The organism is Vibrio sp. B1REV9 (assembly GCF_905175395.2).
Taxonomy (GTDB): domain Bacteria; phylum Pseudomonadota; class Gammaproteobacteria; order Enterobacterales; family Vibrionaceae; genus Vibrio; species Vibrio alfacsensis.
Genome location: NZ_HG992746.1, coordinates 371,041 through 383,558 on the forward strand (window position 1 = coordinate 371,041; position 12,518 = coordinate 383,558).

The window sequence follows — 12,518 nt, forward strand, 5'->3', positions numbered from 1 at the left end:
TTTAATATAAAAAATAAGTTGGCATAGTAATTGGATTGCCATAAATGTAATAGATAGTTTGGGTTTATTGTTGAATCGCTTATCTCAATTATCAACGGCGGTAATTGTAGACTTAGCAACGGCGCTACTGCTCTTCGGAGTAGTGGCGCTTTTTTTATGGGAGCAAACCAATGAAATGGAGTTCGATGCTGAAAGTGTCAGCAATTTCGTTATCGGTATTCACCACGGTCAGCGTAAAGGCAGAATTGGGTGAGCCAGAAATTGAAGACCTGAAGTTTGGTTTTATTAAGTTAACCGATATGGCACCGCTGGCGGTTGCTTATGAGAAAGGCTTTTTTGAAGATGAGGGTTTGTACGTCACATTAGAAGCGCAAGCAAACTGGAAAGTGCTATTAGACCGAGTCATCGACGGTGAGCTTGCTGGCGCGCACATGCTTGCTGGTCAGCCATTGGGCGCGACGATTGGTGTCGGCACAAAAGCAGAAGTGATTACCGCGTTCAGCATGGATTTGAACGGCAACGCAATCACGGTTTCCAATGATACTTGGGAACAGATGAAGCAGTACATTCCAAAACAGCCAGATGGCAAACCTGTTCACCCAATCAAAGCGGATGCACTGAAGCCTGTGGTCGATAGCTATCTGGATAAAGGCAAACCGTTCAACATGGGCATGGTGTTCCCTGTATCGACGCACAACTATGAGTTGCGATACTGGCTAGCGGCAGGAGGGATTCATCCAGGTTTTTACGCACCAGACTCAGGCGACAACAGTGGCCAATTGGATGCAGATGTTCTGTTGAGTGTTACACCGCCACCTCAAATGCCAGCCACAATGGAAGCGGGCACGATCAAAGGGTACTGCGTAGGTGAACCATGGAACCAGCAAGCCGTGTTCAAAGGCATTGGTACACCAGTCGTGACCGATTACGAGATCTGGAAGAACAACCCAGAGAAAGTATTTGGTGTTTCTAAAGCTTGGGCTGAGAAGTATCCAAACACGCACATTCGCGTAGTGAAAGCCTTGATTCGAGCGGCACATTGGTTGGATGAAAACGACAATGCCAACCGCCAAGAAGCAGTGAAAATGCTATCAAAAAGCGAGTATGTGGGAGCCGATGCCGAAGTTATCGCCAACTCAATGACCGGGACGTTTGAATACGAGAAAGGCGATAAACGAGATGTACCAGACTTCAACGTGTTCTTCCGTCATAACGCCACGTATCCGTACTACAGCGATGCGATTTGGTATCTGACCCAAATGCGCCGCTGGGGACAAATCTCAAGCGAGAAATCCGATGATTGGTACATGGATGTGGCAAAAGAGGTTTACCGTCCTGATATCTACCAACAAGCAGCTCAAGCGCTAATTGAAGATGGTGTGTTGAGCAAAAAAGACTTCCCAGATTTCAGTGCTGAAGATGGTTTCCGCGCGCCACAAACACACTTTATCGACAACATCGTTTATGACGGTCGCGAGCCAAATAAATATCTAGAGAAGTTCTCTATCGGGCTTAAAGGAAAAGACAAGGTTTAACCATAACGATAAAGATAAACGCCACAGGCGAGGGGATTCGCTTGTGGCAACAAGGATGTAAATTTCTTAGGAGTGAGTATGTCTAGTAATGTCATTTCCCTGTTTCCTGCTAAGCAGGTAGTGAACCGAAGTCGGTTGGTACTTTTGCCCGTCATTGGTTTGCTGATCTTTTTGGCAACGTGGCACTTAGCGGCGAGAGAAGTGCAAACCTCATTAGGTACGCTACCGGGACCTGTGCAAACTTTTCAGCAGTTCAGCAACCTTGTCGATGACCATTGGCAAGAGCGAGAAAAGGAACAAGCGTTTATCGAGCGTCAGGAAAAGCGTAATGCCGCGAAGTTAGCCAAGAATCCAGATGCGGAAGTGAAGATTCGTCCTTACACAGGTAAACCGACATTCTTCGACCAAATCATAACAAGCCTAGTGACTGTGACTGCGGCTTTCTGCTGGCGACGGTTATCGCGATTCCACTTGGCATCGTGCTTGGTCTTAATCAAGGGCTGTATCAAGCGTTCAACCCAATCATTCAATTGCTCAAGCCTGTATCACCTTTGGCTTGGCTGCCTATCGTTACCATGGTGGTGAGTGCCACTTACGTGAGTGATGACCCGATGTTTGCTAAGTCGTTCATCAACTCACTGATCACTGTGGCGCTGTGTAGCTTATGGCCGACGCTGATTAACACCGCTGTGGGTGTGACGAGCGTTGATAAAGACTTAGTTAACGTGAGTAAAGTGCTTCAACTTTCGTGGTGGCAGCACATCCGCACCATCGTATTACCTTCTGCCATTCCAATGATTTTCACTGGCTTACGTCTCTCTTTAGGTATCGCTTGGATGGTATTGATTGCGGCAGAGATGCTCGCGCAAAACCCTGGATTAGGCAAGTTTGTTTGGGACGAGTTCCAAAACGGCAGCTCGGCATCATTGGGTCGTATTATGGTCGCAGTCATAACAATCGGCTTTATTGGATTGATGCTCGATAGAGGCATATTGCAACTTCAAAAGTGGTTGTCTTGGAATAAACAACAAGCGTTGAGATAAGGGAAACGATCATGGAAAAAGCATTATTAGATCTAACGCGTTTAGGGATGCGATTCCCAACGCCAGATGGTGAGTTCATCGCGCTTAAGAACGTCGATTTACAAATCAATAAAGGTGAGTTTGTATCCCTGATTGGCCACTCTGGCTGCGGTAAATCAACGGTATTGAACTTAGTTGCAGGGCTACACATGCCAACAGACGGTGGCGTGATCGTCGATGGACGAGAAGTAGCTGGTCCGGGGCCTGACCGCGCGGTTGTGTTCCAAAACCATTCATTATTGCCTTGGCTCACCGTGTATCAAAACGTTGAGCTTGCAGTAAAACAAATTGCCGGCAAAAAGGGCAAGGCATGGATTCAGGAACAAGTGAATCACTACTTGGAGTTGATTCAAATGCAGCATGCCGCGCACAAAAAACCGGATGAAATCTCGGGTGGTATGAAGCAGCGAGTCGGCATCGCAAGAGCACTGGCACTTCAACCAAAGGTTCTACTGATGGATGAACCATTTGGTGCGCTGGATGCGTTGACTCGTGCGCACTTACAGGATGCACTGATGAAGATTCAAGCCGAGCTAAACAACACCGTCATCATGATTACCCACGACGTGGATGAAGCGGTGCTGCTATCTGACAAAATCGTGATGATGACCAACGGACCGGCTGCAACTATTGGTGAAGTGTTAGAAGTGAATCTACCGCGTCCTCGTGAGCGTGTCGCACTGGCAGATGATGCGCAGTATCAGAGATGTCGACAAGCGGTGTTGAAGTTCCTTTACGAGAAGCAATCCAAAGTCGAGATTCCGGCTTCTAAAGAAGACCAACCCAAAACCGCAGCGCAAACGGCATAAGGAGGCAGCGATGAACAGTCCTTTAACGATCCCAGTGAAGAACGCATTGAGCCACATCGTTGTGGTAGGCAACGGTATGGTCGGGCAACACCTTGTCGAGCAATTAGTGCAGAAAAACGCGCATTTGGAACACCGAATTACCGTGATTGGTGCAGAGCGTTTTATCGCGTATGACCGTGTGCAGTTGTCCTCTTTGTTTGCGGGTAAGTCTCATGATGATTTGATGCTGAGTAATCAAGAATGGTACGACATGCATGGCATCCAACTCGTACTTGGTAGCCAAGTAACTGGCATCGACAGAGAGCAAAAGCGCATCCTACTTGATGGTGAAGATGTGTTGGGTTACGACCAACTCGTGCTCGCTACCGGTTCGTACCCATTTGTGCCGCCAATTGAAGGTAAAGACCGCGACAACGTGTTTGTCTACCGCACGCTTGATGACCTTTCACAAATCAAGAAGGCATGTGAAGGCGCAAGAACAGGCGCAGTGATTGGTGGTGGCTTGTTGGGTTTAGAAGCGGCAAACGCACTCAAACTATTGGGGTTAGAAACTCACGTTATTGAATTTGCACCCCGCCTGATGCCCGTGCAGTTGGACGATGGTGCTGGCTTAGTGCTAAAAGAGAAGATTGAAGCGCTAGGGCTAACCGTGCATACCTCAACGGGGACGGAGCGAATCTGCGATGGTGAAACGGCTAAGCATCGTATGGTGTTTAAAGACAAAGATCCTCTCGAAGTGGATGTGATTGTTTTTTCCGCAGGGATTCGCCCTCAAGATGAGTTGGCAAGACTGGCAGAGCTAGAAGTAGGCGAGCGAGGCGGCATTGTGATCAATAACCAATGCCAAACCAGCGATGAGAACATATACGCGATTGGCGAATGTGCCCTTTGGGAGCAGAAGATTTTTGGTTTGGTCGCTCCCGGTTACACCATGGCGAGAACTACAGCTGATGTCTTGACTGGAATGCCGAGCGAAGGTTTTAAAGGTGCTGACATGAGCACCAAACTTAAGCTGCTTGGGGTGGATGTGGCGTCTATCGGCGATGCACAAATGCAAACCGAAGGCGTACAAGAAATGGTCTTGCAAGATGCGGTCGCAGGCATCTACAAAAAGCTGGTGGTTGATGCGAGCGGCACCCAATTACTAGGTGCGATTCTCGTCGGTGACAACAGCGACTACGATGCGCTCTTACAGTGTTATTTGAATAAAACGGTTCTGCCAGACCACGCAGCGAACCTGCTGTTTGATACCGGAATGCTGGACGGAGAGATGCCAGACAGCGCCATCATCTGTTCTTGTCACAACGTCACAAAAGGCGACTTAGTTGCCGAGATACAAGCTGGCACCACCAACCTGACGGACCTTAAAGCCAACACCAAAGCCGGTACTGGCTGTGGTGGGTGTAGCAATATGGTCAAGTCGGTATTGGATACTCAACTGGCAGCAATGGGGGTAGAGGTTAACAACCACCTTTGTGAGCACTTTGAGCTCAGTCGCCAAGAGATGTTCCATATTTGCCAAGTGGAACAAATCAAAGACTTCGACACCTTAATTGCACTGCATGGCAAAGGGCATGGGTGTGATATCTGTAAGCCGACAGCGGCATCTGTGTTTGCATCTCTGTGGAATGAACACATCATGGAGCCGCAGCATCAATCTCTGCAAGATTCTAATGATGCCTTTATGGCGAACCTACAAAAAGATGGCTCTTACTCGATAGTACCTCGTGTTCCGGGCGGTGAAATCACACCAGACAAACTCATCGTGCTAGGCGAAGTTGCTCAGCAATACGATCTGTACACCAAGATCACTGGCGGTCAGCGCGTGGATTTATTTGGCGCACAGTTAGAACAGCTTCCTGAAATCTGGCAAACCTTGATTGATGCGGGTTTTGAAACAGGGCACGCCTACGGCAAATCGGTGCGCACCGTGAAATCTTGCGTGGGTTCTACTTGGTGTCGTTATGGTGTTGATGATTCAGTTGGATTAGCCGTTGAGTTAGAGAACCGCTACAAAGGATTGCGAGCGCCCCATAAGCTTAAGTTTGCCGTATCGGGCTGTACTCGCGAGTGTGCAGAAGCGCAAAGTAAAGACATTGGGGTGATCGCCACTGAAAACGGCTGGAACTTATATGTGTGCGGTAATGGCGGCATGAGACCAAGACACGCGGATTTGTTTGCATCCGACCTATCCAAATCAGAGTTGATCACCATGATCGACCGAGTCTTGATGTTCTACGTCAGCACCGCTGATCGCTTGCAGCGCACGTCGGTGTGGATGGAGAACATGGAAGGGGGCTTAGATTACCTTAAACAAGTGATTTTGGATGACTCTCTCAACCTATGTGACTCTTTGGATGAACAAATGGCACGAGTCGTAGATACCTATCAATGTGAGTGGAAGAGTACGTTGGATAATCCTCAGAAACTGCAACGCTTCCGCCCTTTCTTGAACAGCACGTCGGGCAGCAAAGTCTTGCCGTACCAACGTGTGCGCGGTCTGCGTATACCCGTGAAACAGGAGGTGTAAATGGCAGCTTTAACCAAAGTGAAATTGTGTCAGCTTGATGACCTAATGCCGTTCATCGGAGCCACTGTATTGATTGAAGGCGAGCATGTCTCGTTATTCTACATTCCTGACAACGGTGTTTACGCTGTGCAGGATTGGGACCCAATTGGTAAGGCTTATGTGATGAGTCGAGGGATTGTCGGTGACATCGATGGTGAGATGTGTGTTGCATCACCACTGTACAAACAGCATTTCAGTTTAAAGAGCGGGCAGTGTTTGGAAGACGATGCGCACTGTCTAAAAACGTGGCAAGTAACGGTCGACGATAATCAGGTTTGTTATTTAGTCGAAGAATGATCCTCGAAATTAGCTTGCTCGATATGAGTAAATTCTTAGCGTAAGAGATAAGCGAATAAAGCTCCAGAGACCATACAGTGTGGCTCTGGAGCTTTTTACTATTTGGAAGGATGCACTTGGAGTTCGGTATAGCCAGTCGAGTCGTCCATCGCTCTAGTGAACTCAAGCTCTGAGTAAGAATGGATGATCAACTCTGCGGTAGTATCAATCACTGTGCCTTCCAGCAAGTGTCCGCCCAAGACTCGTCCTTCACGATCAGACACCGAGATATGAACGTGCTGATGCTCAGGCGTTAGGGTTCCCATCACAGAGACGATTTCAAATGGCTCTCGTTTAGTTAACGTACTCTCTGCACCTGCCAAACGAAGGTTGATGTCAGAGACACAGCCAACGCATGAGGCAATTGAACCCGCTTTGATACCGTGCTGCTCGACCAATTTCGCTAGGCTGAGCTTTAAGTCCATGCCTTTGGTAAGACGTACTGCTATCACTTCAATCGACATGTCACTTCCTAATCAAAACCAGCAAGCAAGATAATGCGATATCCAAATCTTCAAAGCGCTTTGCTTTGCCAAGTACGCGCATGCCTTGCATGTTTGTAAGGATAAATCTCGCGAGTTGCTCAGGCTTGAGCGTTTTTGGAATCAGTGTTTCTTTTTGAGCGGTTTTGACGGCTTCAGTGATGATGTCGATCAGGTGATCAAACAAGAAGTGTCCTTTACGTAACACATCATCATCTTCGCCAGCATGTTCAACCAACGCATTTTGAATGAAACAACCGTAACTGCGTTTGCGTTGAAGTGTCGCGAACGATCGTAAAAAACGCTCAAGTTCTGGCAGCGAAGCTCCGTCTTTATCAAGCGCATCAATTGCTGGAAGCGACACTGTTTTTAAATAGGCGTTGAGCGCTTCGTAATAAAGTTGCTGCTTATCACCGTAAGTATTGTAAAGACTGAAACGGTTGATGTTCATTGCATCAGTGAGATCCGAGATGGAAGTATTAGAAAACCCTTTGCGCCAGAATAGATCCATAGCTACAAGAAGTTTTTCATCACGGTCGAAGTTGGCTTTTCTCGCCATAAATTACCTGCCTGGATCTGTTTTGTATTGATTGAAATTATGGAAGTGCTAGCAGCGTCAATCCCCAAGTGGTCAATATGCGCTAAAACAATCCCAAGTTCATATGAACCCACAGACGACATCTAAATATTGGTACGGCAAACAGATCCAAAGCCGATAAAAATTTAGCAGTGAAGTTCTTGACTGATCGTTTATAAACTTACTACAGTATAACCTAACCATTCAGTTAGAAAAAGACAAAAGGATGTGTAATGAAGCTCTATGAAACAGCAATAACGCCAAGTTGTAAGCGAGTTGGCATTTTTCTTAAGGAAATAGGTGGCGACGTCGATCGAATTTCGTTAAACGTGCGAGAGGGCGATAATCTATCGGAAGCGTTTAAAGCAAAAAGTGTGAATGGAAAAGTACCGGTATTGGAGCTCGAAGATGGAACAACATTGTGTGAAAGTGTCGCCATTTGTCGTTATTTAGATGATGTATTTGAAAATGATCTCGCTCTGTTTGGGAATGGATCGCTTGAAAAAGCTCAAGTGGAAATGTGGCATCGCGTTGTAGAGTTTCAAGGGCTGTACACTGCGTTTCAAGCGCTGAGAAATATCACTGCCATATACCAAGATCGTGAAAATTGCATCCCTACGTGGGGTGAAGAATCTAAGGCGAGAGTTGAGATGTTTTTACCCACTCTGGATAAGCGTTTAGGTGAGAGTGACTATATTGCAGCAGACCGCTTTACAATTGTTGATATCACTGGGCACATCTTTGTCGCTTTTGCAATCAACGGCCTGAAATTGGATGTGCTAGAGAACTACCCAAATATCGCTCGTTGGTTCAATTTGGTATCGGCGAGAGAATCATTTAACCTTTGAGAATACGCAAGTAGCCAATGATAAATCGTTGGTTGCGTGCTTTCTTTTGCTCGGGTTAACCTAGGCTTTACTAATCAATAACGCATGGCGCTTTCTCCTTTTTTTGTTATTAACCTATAATTAGGTTTACAAGTTAATCAACCTCAGGCGACTTTAAAGACGTTTTAGAGTGCAACACTCTTAGTCAGTAAACGTCCAAATCATCGTTGGCTTTGATAGAAATGAAAGCCACCCAATGACAAGGAGAGGTTATGCGAGTGAAAAGTCATACCATTAACGGCGTACTATCTGTGTTGCTATTTGCCGCCGTGTGCGGTTTGATCGCCATGTATCAGAGCTACAGCCAGCAGCATCAACAAATTGAAACGCTTCGTGGGCAGTTAATAGAAAAAGAAAGCCAGATTGTTGTATCGAATGAGGCACTCTCTTACCGACGTTATCAGCATCAGTTATTAGTTGAAGATTATGATCGATTTAGAAGTCAACAGTCATCAAACAGCATGATTCGATAGCTTTGGTGTCGTTAACAATGCGCTTCGTAATCATTGTCTGGATAGGTGAAAGGAACACGAATCAAAGATGAATACGATAGATATCAAACTTGAACGCCCTCGCGTTGAATTTCTGTTCGCCAAATATAAAGAGCAGATAGGGGATGATTTCCCTGGCTATCGTAATCATGTTTATCGCGCCATTACCTATGCGATGCATTTTCTTGATAACGATGAGCAATTTGAACAGCTTGTCGAGACCGCGTTTGTCTATCATGACATTGGCCTATGGACTGACCATCAACTGGCGTACCTTGAACCATCAGAAGCAACCGCGCTTGCTGATAACGACCATTTCCAATGGGGGCTTGATCAAGACGCACTTCGTGGAGCGATACATTGGCATCATAAAATTACGCCTTATAAAGGACCTCACCAAAAAGTGATTGAAGCTTGTCGAAAAGCCGACTGGATTGATGCATCTAAAGGAAAAGTACGTAAGGGGCTAAGTAAGGAAATGATTAAGCAAGTAGAGGCGGCATTTCCAAATTTAGGTTTTCATGACACCTTATTGCGGCTCGCGAAAGATTACGGTGGGTCAACCCTTGTTGGTGGGGTAAAAGTGACGCTTGGAATCGTCAAATGGTGAAATAAAAATGAAAGCGGCCAACGTTACAATACGTTGGCCATTGTCTTGTGAATCATCTACCCAAGCATCTTAAGGTTACTTGGGTATAGAGTGAAAATGGCTTAGAGCGAGAATATTAAGGCGTGATATGACTATAGGTGACAGACTTAATCACTCCTGCATCAGTTTTATTTACGTCATTGATCTGCCCTTGGAAGTAATACGGAGTCAGCGTTGGTTGCTTAGCGTCCTTGATCGCGTAATACAGAGTGACCGGTGTTTTATTGAGTGAGCCAGATGCGATCGTTCCGACCAGAGCATGCTCAAATTGGTGGTAACCATTTCCCCAGTGAAATGCTTTGGTTGTCTTCGGGTTAAGCCCAACTCCACCATATTGATGGTCGACCCAAACATCCATAAAAGTACGAGTCGTATAGGGCAATATGTCCCCAACTTGGCCACTCTTCATTGCTAAGGTCATCGCTGCTTGGTCTAACTCTGCCCATTCCCAAGAGGAGCTTCTGTTCTTATTAGGTTTGCTCTGCCATCCTGGGATCGTGCCCCCTTGCCATTGAGTCTGCAATGTTGAACTGAAAAATGGGCTTACTTGTGCAAATGGGACTTCATATTTCGCACGTTCCAAGGTGATTTTCATGCCTTGTTCTGCAAACGACTGCCAGTCTTGATTGTTAAGTAATTTTGCTGTCAGGTAGGTCATCCAATAAGCTTTGATCGTGTGTCCGAAATCATTATGCTTCGCATCGGGCTGCATCACCGCTTTATGGTGAATGGCGCCGTAGAATCGTTGCTCCGACTCCGAATGATAATGCTCAACTAATACCTTTGTTAACCAATTTAAATCCGCTAACCATTGCGTTTTGTGTGGTTCCGGTAATAAAGGGGCGACTAACAATAAGTACCCGTTGATTTGGTCTAACTGGGCGACGAGTTCGTGTTGCTTGGCACTTTGTTCATCACCATCCTGAAGCACCCATGCAAGTCCTACTTTGTCATCAATTTTGTAATGTTCAAAAATAAAGCGCTGTTGTTCAATCAGCGCATTTTCAGCAACTGGATCGCGAGTGAGGTAGTAGTACATCGCTAAGCCTACTAGTGCGTAAGCTTGGTCCTGTGATGTACGTTGTGTCCATTTAAGTCCGGGATTGCCCTGTTTTGTGAATGAGACAAATCCCCCGTGTTCAGTATCACGCAGGTGTTCGATAAGGTAATACGCGCCTTGCTTAGCCAGTGCTAATGCTTTGGTATCGCCGGTTAAATGAAACAGCACACCATAGGCGTAGGTTTGGCGAGACTTCATGCGTGTATATTCACGGTCGAAGTGTGGCGTAATCCAACTGTGATTAAGTTCAGGACAAACATTATTTACGTTAAGCAAACTGCCATCATCACATCGAAAAGTCGGAAAGTTCCCAATAGGTACACCAAGGGCTTGTGTTTGCATCCAGTAGGGTGCCAATCCGCTTGAAGCATGAGTTAGCCAATCCTCAGTGATAGGAAAGCGAGCCTCTTGCTCAGCGAATGATGGAGAGGCAAAACACACAGACAAAGAACAAGCCAGCAGTAATGAACGAGCGGACAGGTGCATATAATAATCCATAAAAATTTAAGGGTTACTATATCGCGTTGTTATATGTACATACTGTGGATTCGGTTGGCTTTTTGTTGAGAGGGTAAGCAACGTCACGTGAAATTTAAAACTAGGTTTGTGAGCTAGAATGGAACATAGATACAAAATGGGTGTGATTGCAAGCATCATTGTGAAGTTTGTCAGCACGCGACCAAGTATTCAAATAAAGTGATAGAAAAGTTAAGTAACTTATTGAATATATGCCGATATGTACTATTTTTAATATCGTGATTTGATAAAGGTTATGTTTAGTTACCGCGTGTCGTGGTACATCGTCTAATACTGTGTTGGATATAAACCAAAAGGATAAGCAGTTGAATAATTCAAATGAACATTTAGAGAAAATACTGTCAAAAGCGTTTACGGCTTCTCTGATCCGATTCTCGGTTATTACGTTTATTGTGATTGTCTGTTGTTGGGCGTTTTTACCATTTCTTCCAATCTTACTTTGGGCCTTGGTGCTAGCCATTGCGCTTTATCCTCTTAGTGAATTTATTCAAGCTAAATTGGGATGGACATCGGCGCGTTCAGCAACCGTGATTGCGCTTGTAGGGGTATTAATATTAGGTACACCAACCGCAATGGTCGGTAACTCTTTAGCTTCTAAAACACTTGGTGCATTCGATGCGTATAAAGAGGGAACATTGGTTATCAAGTCTCCAACTCAGGGCGTTAAAGAGTGGCCCGTCGTAGGAGAGAAACTGCATGCGGTATGGTTTGAAGCATCGAATGATTTGCCGCAGTTTATTGAAAAACGTCAACCACAGATGAAAGGCGCGTTGAGCTGGTTTGTGGATGCGGCAAGTGGCGCTGCAAAGAATGTATTCTTGCTGATTGGAGCAATAATTATCGCCGGTATCATGTTGGCGTGGGCAGAACCAGCGGCCAAATCCATTCGCAAAATCTTTATCAGCTTCTCGGATGAAGTCAAGGGCCCTGAGCTACACGAGCTGACCACCGCTACCATCAGACAAGTCGCAGTGGGCATTATTGGTATCGCGTTTTTAACCGCGATGATATTTGGTGCTGTTGTTGCCTTGTCTGGTGTGCCAGCCGCTGCGTTATTTACCGTTGTAGCATTGGTATTCGCGATTGTTCAATTACCCGTCACTATCATTGCGCTAGTTGCAGTTGGCTTATTATGGTCTGGTGATGGTGGTACAGTGCACAATGCTATTTTTTCCATATTATTGATTGTTGCGAGTTTAGTGGACAACTTTTTAAAACCAATGATCTTAGGCCGAGGATTGGAAGTGCCGATGCCAATTGTTCTTATCGGTGCTATTGGCGGTATGATGTCGGGCGGTATTTTGGGTATGTTTATTGGTGCTGCATTCTTAGCGGCGGGATACCAAGTATTCATGAAATGGGTAGACGCAGAGACGCAAGAAGTCGCTCAAGTTATTGAAAATAGTGAATCAAAAACGGACAAAACCTAGCAAGTATAATTAAGTAGATTTAATTCTTAAAAGACGGCCGTAAATGGCCGTCTTTTTTATTTAGGTCATAAAAT

At 45.7% G+C, this 12,518-nt stretch carries 11 protein-coding genes and 1 pseudogene; 9 read left to right on the plus strand and 3 right to left on the minus strand.

Annotated elements, in window-relative coordinates; translation table 11 throughout:
* Positions 1 to 170: 170 nt before the first annotated feature.
* The 5 genes and pseudogenes from KHN78_RS15860 (at position 171) to nirD (ending at position 6,292) form a co-directional block, all read left to right on the plus strand.
* On the plus strand, positions 171 to 1,535 hold the full coding sequence (locus tag KHN78_RS15860) for a CmpA/NrtA family ABC transporter substrate-binding protein (protein ID WP_005375887.1): 1,365 nt from the start codon (positions 171 to 173) through the stop codon (positions 1,533 to 1,535).
* Between the two features lie 78 nt (positions 1,536 to 1,613).
* Positions 1,614 to 2,578 (plus strand): annotated as a pseudogene (locus KHN78_RS15865) (ABC transporter permease).
* Positions 2,579 to 2,589: 11 nt separating this feature from the next.
* Complete coding sequence (locus KHN78_RS15870; protein WP_211917089.1) at positions 2,590 to 3,426, plus strand: ABC transporter ATP-binding protein; 837 nt, start codon at positions 2,590 to 2,592, stop codon at positions 3,424 to 3,426.
* Positions 3,427 to 3,436: 10 nt separating this feature from the next.
* A complete protein-coding gene (gene nirB / locus KHN78_RS15875; RefSeq protein WP_211917091.1) occupies positions 3,437 to 5,956 on the plus strand; it encodes a nitrite reductase large subunit NirB in 2,520 nt (839 codons plus the stop codon).
* A complete protein-coding gene (nirD, locus tag KHN78_RS15880; protein WP_211917093.1) occupies positions 5,957 to 6,292 on the plus strand; it encodes a nitrite reductase small subunit NirD in 336 nt (111 codons plus the stop codon).
* Positions 6,293 to 6,390: 98 nt separating this feature from the next.
* On the opposite strand, the gene KHN78_RS15885 is transcribed toward nirD, so the two are convergent.
* Together KHN78_RS15885 and KHN78_RS15890 are read right to left on the minus strand one after the other, a co-directional pair.
* Positions 6,391 to 6,795 (minus strand): PPC domain-containing DNA-binding protein, encoded by a 405-nt coding sequence (locus tag KHN78_RS15885; RefSeq protein ID WP_211917095.1) that lies wholly within the window; start codon positions 6,793 to 6,795, stop codon positions 6,391 to 6,393.
* A 1-nt stretch (position 6,796) separates the two neighbouring features.
* The gene (locus KHN78_RS15890; protein ID WP_211917097.1) at positions 6,797 to 7,372 is read right to left on the minus strand and encodes a TetR/AcrR family transcriptional regulator; all 576 of its coding nucleotides are present in this window, start codon (positions 7,370 to 7,372) and stop codon (positions 6,797 to 6,799) included.
* A 251-nt stretch (positions 7,373 to 7,623) separates the two neighbouring features.
* On the opposite strand from KHN78_RS15890, the gene KHN78_RS15895 reads away from it, so the two are divergent.
* The 3 genes from KHN78_RS15895 to KHN78_RS15905 all read left to right on the plus strand — a co-directional run bounded on the left by KHN78_RS15895 (position 7,624) and on the right by KHN78_RS15905 (position 9,378).
* Complete coding sequence (locus tag KHN78_RS15895; RefSeq protein ID WP_211917099.1) at positions 7,624 to 8,238, plus strand: glutathione S-transferase; 615 nt, start codon at positions 7,624 to 7,626, stop codon at positions 8,236 to 8,238.
* A gap of 251 nt (positions 8,239 to 8,489) precedes the next feature.
* The gene (locus KHN78_RS15900) at positions 8,490 to 8,750 is read left to right on the plus strand and encodes a hypothetical protein (protein ID WP_211917101.1); all 261 of its coding nucleotides are present in this window, start codon (positions 8,490 to 8,492) and stop codon (positions 8,748 to 8,750) included.
* 67 nt (positions 8,751 to 8,817) lie between these two features.
* Positions 8,818 to 9,378: a phosphohydrolase gene (locus KHN78_RS15905; RefSeq protein ID WP_211917103.1), complete on the plus strand. Its 561-nt coding sequence runs from the start codon at positions 8,818 to 8,820 to the stop codon at positions 9,376 to 9,378.
* 115 nt (positions 9,379 to 9,493) lie between these two features.
* Here KHN78_RS15905 and KHN78_RS15910 read toward each other — a convergent pair whose 3' ends face one another.
* A complete protein-coding gene (locus KHN78_RS15910) occupies positions 9,494 to 10,963 on the minus strand; it encodes an AGE family epimerase/isomerase (protein ID WP_211917106.1) in 1,470 nt (489 codons plus the stop codon).
* Positions 10,964 to 11,319: 356 nt separating this feature from the next.
* Between KHN78_RS15910 and KHN78_RS15915 the strand changes: the two genes are divergently transcribed.
* Positions 11,320 to 12,444 (plus strand): AI-2E family transporter, encoded by a 1,125-nt coding sequence (locus tag KHN78_RS15915; RefSeq protein WP_211917108.1) that lies wholly within the window; start codon positions 11,320 to 11,322, stop codon positions 12,442 to 12,444.
* Positions 12,445 to 12,518: the final 74 nt, after the last annotated feature.

Bases quoted from the DNA above. Each gene is read 5' to 3' on its own strand.
- KHN78_RS15860 (WP_005375887.1), top strand. From the start codon at position 171: ATGAAATGGAGTTCGATGCTGAAAGTGTCAGCAATTTCGTTATCGGTA.
- KHN78_RS15870 (WP_211917089.1), top strand. From the start codon at position 2,590: ATGGAAAAAGCATTATTAGATCTAACGCGTTTAGGGATGCGATTCCCA.
- nirB (WP_211917091.1), top strand. From the start codon at position 3,437: ATGAACAGTCCTTTAACGATCCCAGTGAAGAACGCATTGAGCCACATC.
- nirD (WP_211917093.1), top strand. From the start codon at position 5,957: ATGGCAGCTTTAACCAAAGTGAAATTGTGTCAGCTTGATGACCTAATG.
- KHN78_RS15885 (WP_211917095.1), bottom strand. From the start codon at position 6,795: ATGTCGATTGAAGTGATAGCAGTACGTCTTACCAAAGGCATGGACTTA.
- KHN78_RS15890 (WP_211917097.1), bottom strand. From the start codon at position 7,372: ATGGCGAGAAAAGCCAACTTCGACCGTGATGAAAAACTTCTTGTAGCT.
- KHN78_RS15895 (WP_211917099.1), top strand. From the start codon at position 7,624: ATGAAGCTCTATGAAACAGCAATAACGCCAAGTTGTAAGCGAGTTGGC.
- KHN78_RS15900 (WP_211917101.1), top strand. From the start codon at position 8,490: ATGCGAGTGAAAAGTCATACCATTAACGGCGTACTATCTGTGTTGCTA.
- KHN78_RS15905 (WP_211917103.1), top strand. From the start codon at position 8,818: ATGAATACGATAGATATCAAACTTGAACGCCCTCGCGTTGAATTTCTG.
- KHN78_RS15910 (WP_211917106.1), bottom strand. From the start codon at position 10,963: ATGCACCTGTCCGCTCGTTCATTACTGCTGGCTTGTTCTTTGTCTGTG.